Origin of the sequence: Streptomyces lothianensis (genome assembly GCF_047779955.1) — a bacterium.
Taxonomy (GTDB): Bacteria; Actinomycetota; Actinomycetes; order Streptomycetales; family Streptomycetaceae; genus Streptomyces.
Genome location: NZ_JBLMKT010000059.1, coordinates 31,477 through 45,507, shown reverse-complemented (window position 1 = coordinate 45,507; position 14,031 = coordinate 31,477). Strand labels below are relative to the sequence as shown.

Below are 14,031 nucleotides of genomic sequence, written 5' to 3'. Positions count from 1 at the left end.
CCGTTGTTCCTTGACCGGCGGCGCTGATGGCGCGTTGACTCCCGGCTCGACCTGTGAAGTTCTGGTGATTCTGGGGTGGGGACCGTGGGGTTGAGGGGGAGGCGGCGTTCTGCCGTGGCGAGACGCGGCAGGGCGGGCCGGTCCAGGGCGGCGTTGGCGGGGGCGACGCTTGCGGGGCTGCTGTCCACGCTTCTGGTGCAGGTGCCGACCGCGCAGGCAGCGGTGCGCACTGCTGACAGCACGGAGTTGTCGGAGGGGCGGAAGGCGCTTGCGGAAGCCGAGGCGTCGGGTGAGCGGGTTGAGGTGACCGGCCGGCGCTCGGAGCGGACGACGGTCTACGCCAACCCGGATGGTTCGACGTTTTCGTTGGTGGAGTCGTCGGTTCCGGTGCGGGTTTCGAAGCCGGGTGGGGGCTGGCAGGCGCCGGATGCGACGTTGGAGAAGCGGGCGGACGGTTCGGTGGGGCCGAAGGCCGCTGCCGCGCAGATCAGCTTCTCCGGTGGTGGTGCGGATGATCCGATGGCCCGGATTGCCGAGCGAGGCAGGTCGTTGGAGTTCACGTGGCCCGGGACGCTGCCCGAGCCGACGCTGGATGGGGATAGCGCCTTGTACCGCGAAGTGATTCCGGGGCGTGGACCTGAAGGTGACCGCGACGGTCGAGAGCTTCCAGCATGTACTCGTTGTGAAGACGCCTGAGGCGGCGCAGAGTGCGGAGCTGGAGAAGCTGACCTTCGGTCTGCGCACCGACGGGCTGACGGTGCGTGAGGGCGCGGCGGGCAATCTGGCTGCGGTCGATGACGACGGCAACACGGTGTTCAAGGCGCCGCCGGCGCGGATGTGGGACTCGGCGGGCCAGGCGCAGGCCGGCCAGCTGGCGAAAACGGCGAAGGCCTCTGGTGCGGTGTCGGCCGACGGGGCGGAGGCCGCGGCCGGTGACCCGGCGGAGGTCGCGCCGTCGGGAACGGGCCGGGAGCCGGGCCAAGGCGATGCGGTGGCCACGATGGACGTCAACGTCGGCAAGGGGCAGCTGGCGTTGGTGCCGGACGCCGAAATGCTGGCCGAGACCCCCGAGTCGGAGTTTCCGCTGTTCATCGACCCTTCCGTCTCATGGGGTGAGTCGGAGCGCACGCTGCTGCGTTCGGACGGCTATGAGTCGTATGGCTGGGGCAATGGCAGCGACAACGAGGGCAAGGGGATGGGCAAGTGCGGCTACTGGAACGGCTACAAGTGCAGTGACAAGGGCTATGTGCAGCGCCTGTACTTCGAGTTCTCCCCGGCCAGCCTGAAGGGCAAGCACGTCCTGGACGCGACGTTCCGGGTGACGGAGACGTGGTCGTTCACCTGCACGGCGCGCAAGGTGGATCTGGTGCGGACGAACAACATCTCCTCGTCCACGACGTGGTCGTCGAAGCCCAAGGAACTGGACTGGATGGTCGACCGTACGGTGTCGGCCGGACGCGGCTCGAAGTGCGACCCATCGCAGCCGAATGCGACGATTGAGTTCAACGACAACCCGAACGAGTCGAACGAGAACCTCACCCCGACGGTGAAGGACTTCGCGGCGGGCAAGTTCTCCCGTCTCACGCTGGAGTTGCGCGCGAATGACGAGTCGGACACGTCGGCGTGGAAGCGGTTCCGCAACGACGCGGTGCTTGAGGTCAAGTATGTGGCGAAGCCGGCTTATCCCACGGAGGTCGGTCTGGTTGCCGGGTCGGGCCGGGTGTGCTCGACCGACTCCAGCGCCCCGACCGTCGTCTCCGATCCGACCCCGTTGGTGACCGGCCGCCCGAAGGCCGCCTCCGGCGCCACGGCGGATGCACTGTTGCGCATCCGGTGGCGTACGGACAAGTGGGACGGCTCGTCGTGGGTCCGGGCGCACAGCGATCTGGACGGTCCCAGTACCGGCTATGTGGGGCATCTGGTCAAGCAGTCGCGGAGCCTGCCGACGTTGCAGGAGGGCGTGAAGTACCGGCTGAGGTCGCTGACGATGTCGTACTACGAGGGCGGTACGAACCGGCTCAACACCGGCTACACGGCGTCGTGTTACTTCATGGTGGATCCGACGGCACCGAAGGCACCGCAGATCACAATCGGGAGTCCGTACACGGAGTGCACAGCCAATGCCTGTCAGGCGTCGGGCGGTCCGGGGCAGGAGGCCACGTTCGGTTTCGCTCCGGCAGCCGGTGACAGCGGGGTCGTGTCGTACCAGTACCAGTTGTCGGGGATGACGACGTATCCGACGGTCAATGGTTCGACGGTGAGTGTTCCGCTGACCCCGGAGCGGGCTGGTACCCACTCCCTGTTGGTCAGGGCGAAGGACACTGTGGGCCGGTATGGGGCGTGGAACTCGGTCGACTTTCTGGTCAAGGCCGGTGACGGCCCCGTGGGGCGCTGGCACTTCGACGAAACGGACGGTGTCGCGAAGGACGCCGCGACCGGGGACGGCGCGGACGACGCGACACTGGGCGGCGGTGCGGTGCGGGATGACCGCGGTCGCCGGGGCCTGATCACCCATGACTCGGCAGGCCAGCCACTGGGGACACCGATCACGGACAAGGGGCTGTCACTTAACGGCACGACCGGCTACGCGGCCACCGAGGGGCCGGTGCTGGAGACACGTTCCGCCTACACCTTGTCCGCGTGGGTGCGCTTGGACAGTCTGGAGAACAAGGCCGGGGTGTTGTCGTCAAAGGACGGGGTCAGTAGCCCCTTCCTCTTCTACTACACGACCACCGAGAAGACCTGGTACTTCGGGGTCAGGAAGCCTGGCGAGAATGACTGGTACTTCGGCAAGTACGCCGTGTATCCGGCTCAGACCGGTGTCTGGACGCACCTTGCTGGCACCTTTGACCCCGCGACGAAGGAGTTGAACTTCTACGTCGATGGCAGAAAGCAGGGCAGTACGGCCGTGGTCGAGGGCTCATGGCCTGCGACAGCGCCGCTGGAGTTCGGACGGCACCAGTACAGCAACGGTCCAGGCTCGTACTTCCCTGGCTCGATTGACGAGGTCGCGGTGTGGCAGCGTGCTTTGACCGAGCAGGAGATTGCTGCGGAGGCGCAGTTGCTGGTTTCGCAGGAGTTCGCGGCGGCGGAGCTGGTGGCTGACTGGTCGGCTGACCGGGGCAGCGGCACGACGATCGCGGACACTACGTCCGGCTATGGTCGTGATCTCACGCTGACGGGCGGGGCCTCCCTCGATGGTGAGGCGATCGTGCTGGATGGTGTGGATGATGCTGCGACTGCGCCTGGTCCGCTGGTCAATGAGCATGGGTCGTTCACGGTGACGACGCTGGCCCAGTTGGACAGCGCCAAGTTGTTGTCCCGGGATGTCGGCTATACCGGGCAGGTGCTGGGGCAGCGGACGGCGGATGGTTCGGCCTGGGGGTTCTGGTTCGAGCTGACGGAGAAGAAGTCCGTGCTTGACGAGGACACTCTGGAGGAGCGCACGGTGCCGGTTGGCCAGTGGCATTTCGGGCGGCTTGAGGCGGATGGCACGTTCTCGTCGGTGGTGTCCGACGAGACGGCGGCGATGGACGCGCCGGTGCGCCTGACGGGGATCTACAACTCGCTTGACGGCACGATCAGCCTGTACCTCGGTCATACGCAGAACGGTGGGGCGAAGGCGTTCACGGTCAGGCTGGGCAGTGGTGACTTCGCGATCGGCAAGGGCCTGACCGGCGGTGAGTGGAAGCATCACCTGCCCGGACGGATCCACGAGGTGCGCCTGTGGGCAGGGGCCATGGCCAGCGACAAGCAGATCGCCTACCGCGTCGGCGACTGATCCGGGGATCGGGAGGGCGCGCGGCTACGCCGCCCGCCCTCCCGATCCCGCATTGGACTGAGACCGCAGGCCGCTGCTGTGGTGCGGCTGACCCTTTTGAATCTTGTGGACTGGGTGGGGACGGAATTCCGATGGTGTTTGGCAGGGGCACTTCACGTAGAGGTGTGAGGGGTTGGGGGCGGCGGCTGCTGGTCCCCGGTCTGGCGCTGGCGCTGCTGGCTCCGGTGGGTCAGCTGCCAGTCGCGGTCGCTGAGGACAGCGGCAGCGGGTTGGGGCGCCCGGATGTGCCTGCGCCGCGGGTCAGCAAGGTCAAGGCGGTCACCGGGCAGGGGGCGAAGAAGGCCCGGGAGCGTGTCGCGGAGGGGAAGAAGGCGGGGGCTGCGCAGGCGCGGCGGGCGAGGCAGGAGCAGGAGGCTGCCTGGCCGAAGCCGGACCAGGGCACGCTGAAGCTGTCCACGTCCAAGGCGGCCAAGGCCGATCTGGGCGGCGCACCGGTCGCAGTGCGGGCTGAGGGGCGTAGCCGGACGGCCGCGGCCTCGGGCCAGGCGCGGGTCGCGGTGCTGGGGCAGAAGGCCGCTGAGAAGGCGGGCGTGACGGGTGTGCTGCTGACGGCGTCGGCGGATACGCCGGGTGCGGCCGAGGTCCGTGTGGACTATGAGCGGTTTGCGGCGAAGTTCGGTGGTGGCTGGTCGCAGCGGCTGCGGATGGTTCAGCTGCCGGCCTGTGCGCTTTCCACGCCGGAGAAGGCGGAGTGCCGTAAGCAGACGCCGCTGCGCTCGGAGAATGATCCGAAGGCTCAGTCGGTGTCGGCGCAGGTGCAGCTGGCCAAGGCTACGCCTGCCGGGCTTTCGTCCCAGCTGGCTTCGGATGCTGCGGCATCGGGTGTGTCGGTGTTCGCGGTGACGGCTGCGGCTGCCGGTGGCGGTGAGGCCGCGAACGGCAGTGGTGACTATTCGGCCACCGAGCTGTCGGCGTCCTCATCGTGGGAGGCGGGTGGCAGCTCCGGTTCGTTCACCTGGAGTTACGGCTTCGCGCTGCCTCCGGCCGCGGCCGGGCCCGCGCCGAGCATCGGCTTGTCGTATGACTCGGGCAGCATCGACGGCCGCACCGCGACCACCAACAACCAGGGCAGCGCGGTCGGCGAAGGTTTCACGCTCACCGAGTCCTACATCGAACGCACCTACGGCTCCTGCGACGACGACGGCCACGCGGACGTCTTCGACCGGTGCTGGAAGTACGACAATGCCCGTCTGGTTCTGAACGGCAGGTCCAGCCGCCTGATCAAGGACAAGACCACCGGTAAGTGGCATCTGGAGAACGACGACGCCTCGACGGTGAAGCGGTCGACCGGTGCGGCCAACGGCGACGACAACGGCGAGTACTGGACCGTCACCACCGGCGACGGCACCCGGTACACGTTCGGTCTGAACAAGCTGCCGGGCGCCGACGCTCAGCGCACCAACTCCACGTGGACCGTGCCGGTGTTCGGCGACGACTCCGGCGAGCCCGGCTACACCAAGGGCAGCACCTTCGCGGACCGTGCCGTGGTGCAGGCGTGGCGGTGGAACCTCGACCTGGTCGAGGACACCCGCGGCAACGCCTCCACCTACTGGTACGCGAAGGAGTCCAACTACTACAAGAAGAACAAAGCCACCACCGCGAACTCGTCCTACACGCGGGGCGGCTATCTGAAGGAGATCAAGTACGGGCTGCGCACGGGCGCCCTGTTCACGGATGACGCCGACGCGAAGGTCACGCTCTCGCACAAGGAACGCTGCACGGTCGGCGACTGCACCACGCTGACCAAGGACACCGCCAAGCACTGGCCCGATGTCCCGTTCGACGCGATCTGCAGCAAGGACGACAGCGACTGCAACGCGGCCGGTCCGTCGTTCTTCTCCCGCAAGCGCGTCACGAACATCCACACCTGGTCGTGGAACGCCTCCGGCTCCAAGTACGACCCGGTCGACTCGTGGGCGCTGACGCAGGACTACTACGACGCGGGTGACATCGGGGACACCACGGACCACGTCCTGGTCCTGAAATCGATCAAGCGGACCGGCAAGACCGGTACCGCGATCGACGTCAACCCGGTCACGTTCACGTACCAGCTGCGCGAGAACCGTGTCGACGCCACCGACGACATCGTGCCGCTCAAGCGGCACCGCATCCACACGATCACCTCGGAGACCGGGGCGATCACGACCGTGACCCTGTCCGGCCCGGAGTGCAAGCGCTCCGAAGTCCTCGGCGCTGCGCAGGACTCCAACACCCGCTCCTGCTACCCGCAGTTCTGGAACATCAACGGTGCCGAGGAAGCCTCGGTGGACTGGTTCCACAAGTACCGCGTCCTCGCCGTGTCGGTGTCCGATCCGACCGGGCAGAACGACACGGTCGAGCACGCCTACTCCTACAGCGGCCCGGCCTGGCACCACGCGGACGACCCGTTCACGCCGAAGGACGAACGGACCTGGTCCGAGTGGCGTGGCTACCGCGACGTGACCGCATATTCGGGCGCGCTCGGCACCACACGCTCCAAGACCGTCTCCCGCTACCTGCAGGGCATGAACGGAGACAAGAACAAGGACGGCACCACCAAGACGGTGTCCGCGGCCCCGCTCCTGGACACGGACGTCGACTTCGCGGCCCTGACCGATCACGACCACTATGCGGGACAGTTGCGCCAGCAGGTCACCTACAACGGCAGCCAGCCGATCGGCAGCACATTCAGGACGTTCACCTCCAAGACCACCGCCACCCAGTCGGTCCCGGACGCCGCGGACCACGTCGCACGCTGGACTCGGCCCAGCACCGCGTACACCAGCACCTATCTGACCGTTCCGAAGTCCTGGCGTACCCATGTGGCCACCACCCGCTACGACGAGCTGGGCATGGTCCGTGAGGTCGACGACTACGGCCAGCGCGGTGTGGGTGGCGACGAAATCTGCACCCGCACCTGGTACGCCCGCAACCCGGATGCGGGCATCAACAGCCTCGTCTCCCGCACCCGCACCGTCGGCAAGCAATGTTCCGTCGCCGATGCCGACCTCGATCTGCCTGCCGACTCCACCTGGCGTGGAGACGTGCTTGCGGATACGGCGGTCGCTTACGACGGGGCCACCACGTGGTCGGCGTCGATGAAGCCCACCAAGGGCCTGCCCACCTGGTCCGGCCGCGCCAAGGGGTACACCAGCAGTGGCGTGCCGACGTGGCAGCGCGTGGCGAGCACCGAGTACGACACGCTCGGCCGCCCCACCAAGGTCACCAACGCGGACAACCGGTCCTCTTCCACCGCGTACCGGCCCGCCACCTCCGGACCACTGACCCGCACGGATGTCACCAACCCGCTGGGCCACCGCACGGTCAGCTTCCTCGACCCACGCCGCGGACAGCCGCTGCGTACCTATGACGCGAACCTGAAGAAGACCGAAACCGCCTACGACGCGCTCGGCCGACTCACCAAGGTCTGGACGCCGAACCGCTCCAGCGGTACTTACGGCCCCACCATGAAGTTCGCGTACCACGTCGACAACACCAAGCAGTCCTGGGTGTCCACATCGACGCTGAAGAAGGACGGCGAGACCTACAACACCACCTACGCGATCTTCGATGCGCTGCTGCGTCCGCTGCAGACCCAGGCACCCACACCCGACGGTGGCCGGCTCCTCACGGACACCCGCTACGACACCCGTGGTCTGGCGTATGAGTCGCAGGCCGACATCTTCGATACGACCAGCACGCCGAACGGCACCTACACCCGGGCCGAATACGGCGAAGCACCCGTCCAGACCATGACCACCTTCGACGGTGCGGGCCGCGCCACGACCAGCAGTCTGCACGTGTTCGGGGTCAAGAAGTGGACGACCACCGCGACCTACACCGGTGATTCCACCGCCACCACCGCCGTCGACGGCGGCACCGCGACCCGGACGATCACGGACATCCGCGGCCGCACCACCGAGACCCGCGAATACGCGGGCACCTCCCCCTCCGACACCGACTTCGGCGGCGGCCTGGGCACACCGTATGCACCGACGAAGTTCGCCTACGCCCGGGATGGCCTGCAGACGCAGATCACCGGCCCGGACGGCGCGGAGTGGTCGTACACCTACGACCTGTTCGGCCGCCAGACCAAGGCGGACGACCCGGACAAGGGCACGTCCACGACCACGTACGACGTCCTCGACCGGCCCGTGAAGTCCACGGACTCGCGCGGTACGTCGATCCTGACGGCCTACGACGAACTCGGCCGCTCCACCGGTACGTGGTCGGGCTCTCAGACGGACGCCAACCAGCTGACCGGCCACACTTACGACACACTGCTCAAGGGCCTGCCCACCAGCAGCACCCGCTACGTGGGCGGCAAGAACGGCCAGGCGTACACCGACACCGTCACCGAATACGACACCCTGTCCCGGCCCGTCGCCAGCAAACTCGAACTCCCCGCGGACGACCCGTTCGTCAAGGCAGGTGAACCGGCCACCCTGGAGTACTCCCGCTACTACAACCTCGACGGCACTCTCCAGAACACCGAAGAACCCGCCCTGGGGGCCTGCCCTCCGAAATCATCGGCTACAAGTACAACGACCTCGGCCAGGTCACCCAAGCCGGCGGCTACCTCCTCGACACCGACTACTCGCCACTCGGCCAGCCCCTCCAGCTCACGGTCGGCACAGGCGGCACAGCCGAGCACAAGAAGAGCTACATCAACAACACGTTCGAAGAAGGCACCGGTCGCCTGAAGCGTAGCTACGTCAACACCGACACCCACGGCTACCAGCTGCAGGACCTCAACTACACCTACGACCAGGCCGGAAACGTCACCTCCATCTCCGACCCCACCAACCTCGGCGGCACCAGCAGCCCGGAAACCCAGTGCTTCGCCTACGACGGCCACCGCCGCCTCACCGAAGCCTGGACCCCCGCCTCCCAGAACTGCACAGACCCCCGCAGCGCAGACAGCCTGTCAGGCCCGGCCCCGTACTGGACCTCCTACACCTACAACACGGCAGGCCAGCGCACCTCGGAGACCAGTCACAAGGCCGCCGGCACCACCAAGACCACCTACTGCTACACCGACACCGACCAGCCGCACTTCCTCACCGGCACCACCACCAGTGGTGACTGCGCGGCCCCGCAGAAGACCTACACCGCGGACACCACCGGCAACACCACCAAACGCCCGGGTACCTCGGGCTCCCAGGACCTGACCTGGTCCGAGACCGGCAAGCTCGCCAAACTCACCGAGAACGGCAAGAGCACCGACTACCTGTACGACGCAGCCGGTGAACTCCTCATCCGCAACACCGAAGACGGCGAACGCGTCCTGTACGCCGGAGCCACCGAACTCCACCTCCGCGCCGACGGCACCACCTGGGCCCAGCGCTACTACACCGCAGGCGGCCAGACCGTCGCCATGCGCTCCAACGAGAACGGCAGCAACAAACTCACCTACCTCGCCGGCGACCATCACGGCACGATGTCCCTGGCCATCAACGCCGACGCCACCCAAACCCTCACCAAGCGCTACATGACCCCGTTCGGCGCCGAACGCGGCAAACCGACCGGCACCACCTGGCCCGACGACAAGGGCTTCCTCGGAAAAACCGAAGACAAAACCACCGGCCTCACCCACATCGGCGCCCGCGAATACGACCCCGCCATCGGCCAATTCATCAGCGTCGACCCCCTCCTCGTCCCCAACCAGCCCCAATCCCTCAACGGCTACAGCTACGCCAACAACAGCCCCGTCACCCTCACCGACCCCACCGGCCTCGCACCGATCTGCGGCTCCTACACCGTCTCCTGCAGCACGCCCATCGGCGCCATCACGGGCGGCGTCGGCCACGCTGTTGCCACAGGTTCCTCCGGAAGTGGAGGAGGCACACACAACGGAGGCGATAACGGCGGATGTACTGCTGCGGCACAGTATCGCGGGGACTGCGGCAAGATCATCACCAGCGGTTTCGGCCCTAGCGTCGACGATGAACTATCCGCCGCTGCCCCATACTTTGAGCCGACGATCGCGGAGAAGGTGCTAGACGGCATGGGTGCCGTGGCCGATATGGGCTTGTGGGAAATCGGTAAGGCCTTGGTCCTCCCAGACACTGAAGAGTGGAAAGCTTGCTGGGACGACTTCGGAATAAACTCGCATTGCGGCTGGGCGGCAACAGACCTCCCGACACCGATGAAAGCCATCGGATGGGCCCGCAAGCTGTTCAAGCTCAGCAAGAAGGCCAAAGAAGTACCGTGCACATGCTTCGTAGCAGGCACCGACGTCCTCATGGCAGACGGCACCACCAAGGACATCGAGAAGGTCGAACTCGGTGACAAGGTCCTGGCGGCCGACCCGGAAACGGGCGAGCGGCAACCCCGTGAAGTGACCCGCCTCATCCGCACCGAAGACGACAAGTACTTCAACACACTCTCTATCGCATCTGCGGACGGTGTGGACGAAGTCACGGCAACGTACGAGCACCCGTTCTGGTCGCCATCCCAGAAGAGCTGGATCGAAGCCGGTGACCTTACCCCCGGCATGACCCTGCTCACCGATGACGGCGACACGGTCCTGGTCACAGCTAACAGGCCCTTCACGCAGCACGCCCGTACCTACAACCTCACCGTCGATGACCTGCACACGTACTATGTGCTTGCGGGCGAGACGCCGGTACTCGTTCACAATGCAAACTCGGAACGATGCCCAACTGGATACGAGAACCCTGGTCACCATGACCCTCATGACGGGCCGAACGCGTACAACCCTAAAAAGGGTGTCCTTCCAGCCGATGCTGAGGAGCAGTTTCAGAACAGCGTGCTAGTCAATGGTGTGCGCTGGACTAAGATCGGCACCGGAAAGAAGGCGGTCTACTATAGATACTCCGATAACGGTCACGGGCAATGGCATTGGAGCGGGAGCTCGAATGGCCGTGATAACCGGGGTAATCCGGTTGAGATTCCGATGGAGCACATTCCAATTCAAGTACGGCGAGGCTAGTTAGATGAGATTCCTTGATGACGCTGGCCAGTTCGGTCTACTCGTCAGCCCACTCCCCGGCCATCGCATGTTCCGTTTCCAAATAATTATCGGCGGAGCTTTGCTTGGTGATCGGGAGGGGTGTATTCTTGGATCGGTCATGGCGCAACTCAAGGATCGTCCGCAACTCGATGATGCAAAGGTCGATATCGGATTCGATCCTTCAGGGCTCATGGATCGGTTTGCTGTAGATGAGTTCCTCCATGACGCTGCGATAATTTCGAGCGTCGAGTCGCTGGACGGATGGACACTGTATGGTTTCATCCATACGGGTCGCTTCTTCCTTCTAGCTCGGGAAATCATGCCAGCTGGGGTCGGGCCAGTTCTCGTCGGGAGTGTTGTAAAGGCTGATTACGATTCAATCGTTGATGCGGCTCGTGACTACTGGCTAAAGTCTCAATGAGGAGGAGGCGATGACCTCCCTGTAGCGGCAGCGGGAGGTCGGCTGGCCACTCGTTCCGGCAAGATTGCGCGTCCGCCGTTCGCGTCAGTGGCCATGGCACGTCGTCTGCCCCGAATATTCAGCTATGCCTCACCCCACCCTTTCAACCTCGGCGGCAACACTGAAAAGGCTCGCTGAATACATCGACAGTGCAGAGTGATTCAAGCGCAATTGCATTGCACTTGAAAATGGCAAGTACGTGTTCGAGTGGAAGCCCCACTGAGATCTTCTCGGCGGGGCTTCTGGCACGCTTGAGGCTGCGGCAGCTGCGGCGAACATCAGGGGCGGGAGGTCGCCCCCTTTGTGGAAATTTTTTGAAGGTCGGGTCGTGGGGCCTGATTCAGGTGGTCCGTGTCGCCAGCGGCTGGGGTGCGATAGTTTTCTGGGAGTGATTCTGGGCGACAAAAGTGGCTTACGGAAATCTGGCCGAAGTGCATAGCCTCGCCAGGCCGGTCATGGAGTCCGGGTTCCCTGATCACGAGTTGCTCGTCGGTGTTGACAGTGTCCGGCAAGTCGGAGTCCTTGGTTTCATGGATGAGCGGGGGAATTTTGTGTCTCATAACCCGTCAGGCAATGCGGGTGATGTGACATATTTCGCAGTCGGTAATCCAACTGACTTCCCTGGGCGATCCGAGATTTCCATTCGGCTTGTGCGTGATGCCGTGAAGGAGTTTCTGTCATCCGGAGGAGCGCGGCCTACCTGCGTTCGCTGGAAGGAGCCAGAAGTCTGGTAGTGGCAGAGCTTGCGGGTGGGGAGATGATGAGCCGAAACGTTCTGGGTTCTGGGTTGTTGTCCTCGATCCGTCGGCGGCTATCGCTGTCTTGGGTCCACTTCACCGTCCGTGCCTGCCCTCTCGGTGGTCTCCCGACTGATGAGCGAGCGTCCAGGGCGTCGATGGTGTGCGTTGAAGGCGGAGTCTGACGTGGGGCGTGCTCGAATTATGGCGCGGTGAAGTGGTCGAATTCGCCGGAGTGGATGCCTTGGGTGAAGGCCTGCCACTTGGGGAGGGTCGTGGTGACCGGGCCTAGGTGGATCGTTCCGTCTGGGGTGGTGTTCAGGGGGTGCGTGCCGGACTTGATGCTGGTGAGGAGGGTGGTGAAGTCGGGGCGGGGGAGGCGGAGTATAGCGCCGGTCGGGTCGGCGGATTCCGTGAGGAGGATGGTGGGGCCGTCTGCCGCGACATGTATGCAGGCCTCTCCCTCGCCGCAGTAGGACGACTTCTGCCAGCGGTGCGTGGTCATGGCGGTCCTCAAAGGTCGTTGATGATGGTGTGGATCAGGTCGCGTGACGCGTGCGGAGTGAGCGCCGTGGATTCCATTCGCCTCATGAGCACCCGGTACTTGCAGAGTTGGGCCTCTGCGTCCAGGAGAAGCGCGCCGTGGGACTGGTCCAGATGGACTGTGTCAAGGCCGGGTACGGGGCCGTGCGCGTAAAGGATCGACTGGCCCGAGCCCGGGTAGGCGCCGGCCGTGAACGGGATGACCCGGATCGTGATGGGGTCCCGCTCGGTCAGGTCGAGGATGTGCTGTAGCTGACGCTTCGTGACCGCGGTACCGCCGAACTGCATGCGCAGGGCGGCTTCGTGAATCGTTGCGTCGTATGGCGTCGAGTGATCGTTGAAGAGGACTTCCTGACGCTTGATGCGGAACATCAGGCGGTGCTCGATCTCCGGCGGGGACAGCTCGGGGACGACCTGGCGGAACACCTCACGTGCGTGGTCGTGGATCTGCAGCATCCCTGGGATGTGTGCCGTGATTCCCGCGCGCAGGCGCGTCGCGTGGTGTTCCATCTCTGCGAGGTCGATCAGGCTGCTCGACAGGCTGTCGCGGTACGCCTCCCACCAGCCACGCTTGCGTGCACCGGTCATGGCGGCGAGGGCCTCGATCAACTCCTTGTCGGAGCAGTCGTAGTGGCACGCGAGGGTGCGAACGCGGTCGGCGCTGACCGCGAGGCGGCCCGTTTCCATGTTGCTGACCTGGGCCTGCTTGATACCCAGGAGTTGGGCCGCGGCTGTGGAGCTGAGGCCAGCCCGCTCGCGCAGTTTGCGCAGTTCCATGCCGAATCGGAGTTGGCGACCCGTCGGGTTGGTCCGGACGGCCATGCGTTGCGCTCCTGTCACTCACACGAGTGGTTGCCCTAGAACTCGCTCCAGCAGGGATGAAGAATATAGTCCCCGCCGCTACCGTGAAGTCATCGGAAGAGCACCGGGTGCCGACGACCCGGCGAAGCCACCGGTCCACATCAACTCCCCTCAACCGAAGGAGACTTCCATGGCAACGTTAACCCCGCCCCCGTGGGCGTACACCCTCCAGTTGCCCCATGACCCCCGCGCCCCCGGCGTCGCCCGCGCCGCGCTGCGGGCGGTGCTCGATCGGCACGGGATGGGTGAACTGGCGGTCACTGCCGAGTTGTTGGCGTCCGAGCTCGTCACCAATGCGCAAGTGCATACCTCGGGTCCGTACGCCCTGAGGATCGGGCAGCGGCCCCAGGGGCGGCTGCGGGTCGGGGTGTGGGATGCGGATCCGGAGGTTCCGCCGCCTTTCGAAGGGGTGGCGGTGGTTCCCGGCGGCGCGCGTGAAACCGGGCGTGGGCTGCTGCTCGTGCGGGATTGTGCGGACCGGTTCGGGTGGTACCCGCTGGGCGGGCCGGGGAAGTACCTGTGGGCCGAGTGCGGGGGCGGCTCGTCGTGAACCGGGAGGCTCGCCGTGAACCGGGAGGGGCGGAAGCGCTCGGATTATTGAGGCTCGTTGTGTATGCCGTCCGCATGGCAGGGT

Annotated in this window: 7 protein-coding genes and 1 pseudogene; 6 read left to right on the top strand and 2 right to left on the bottom strand. The window is 65.4% G+C overall.

Annotated features, from left to right (window positions below):
- Nucleotides 1-153 precede the first annotated feature (153 nt).
- The 5 genes and pseudogenes from ACLF6P_RS20735 (at nucleotide 154) to ACLF6P_RS20720 (ending at nucleotide 11,990) form a co-directional block, all read left to right on the top strand.
- Nucleotides 154-3,781, top strand: a pseudogene (locus tag ACLF6P_RS20735) (LamG-like jellyroll fold domain-containing protein).
- A gap of 164 nt (nucleotides 3,782-3,945) precedes the next feature.
- Nucleotides 3,946-8,523 (top strand): RHS repeat domain-containing protein, encoded by a 4,578-nt coding sequence (locus ACLF6P_RS20730; protein WP_463315323.1) that lies wholly within the window; start codon nucleotides 3,946-3,948, stop codon nucleotides 8,521-8,523.
- Nucleotides 8,524-9,197: 674 nt separating this feature from the next.
- A complete protein-coding gene (locus ACLF6P_RS30240; RefSeq protein WP_463315322.1) occupies nucleotides 9,198-10,775 on the top strand; it encodes a polymorphic toxin-type HINT domain-containing protein in 1,578 nt (525 codons plus the stop codon).
- 4 nt (nucleotides 10,776-10,779) lie between these two features.
- Nucleotides 10,780-11,217, top strand: coding sequence for a hypothetical protein (locus ACLF6P_RS20725; protein ID WP_415952086.1), 438 nt, complete (start codon nucleotides 10,780-10,782; stop codon nucleotides 11,215-11,217).
- A 494-nt stretch (nucleotides 11,218-11,711) separates the two neighbouring features.
- The gene (locus ACLF6P_RS20720; RefSeq protein ID WP_415952084.1) at nucleotides 11,712-11,990 is read left to right on the top strand and encodes an Imm1 family immunity protein; all 279 of its coding nucleotides are present in this window, start codon (nucleotides 11,712-11,714) and stop codon (nucleotides 11,988-11,990) included.
- Nucleotides 11,991-12,195: 205 nt separating this feature from the next.
- Here ACLF6P_RS20720 and ACLF6P_RS20715 read toward each other — a convergent pair whose 3' ends face one another.
- Together ACLF6P_RS20715 and ACLF6P_RS20710 are read right to left on the bottom strand one after the other, a co-directional pair.
- On the bottom strand, nucleotides 12,196-12,498 hold the full coding sequence (locus ACLF6P_RS20715; RefSeq protein WP_415952083.1) for a DUF397 domain-containing protein: 303 nt from the start codon (nucleotides 12,496-12,498) through the stop codon (nucleotides 12,196-12,198).
- Nucleotides 12,499-12,506: 8 nt separating this feature from the next.
- Complete coding sequence (locus ACLF6P_RS20710) at nucleotides 12,507-13,358, bottom strand: helix-turn-helix domain-containing protein (protein ID WP_415952082.1); 852 nt, start codon at nucleotides 13,356-13,358, stop codon at nucleotides 12,507-12,509.
- A gap of 169 nt (nucleotides 13,359-13,527) precedes the next feature.
- Here ACLF6P_RS20710 and ACLF6P_RS20705 point away from each other — a divergent pair, with 169 nt between their 5' ends.
- Nucleotides 13,528-13,947 carry an ATP-binding protein gene (locus ACLF6P_RS20705; RefSeq protein WP_415952080.1) on the top strand — a complete coding sequence of 140 codons (420 nt, stop codon included), beginning with the start codon at nucleotides 13,528-13,530 and terminating at the stop codon, nucleotides 13,945-13,947.
- The last annotated feature ends 84 nt before the right edge of the window (nucleotides 13,948-14,031 follow it).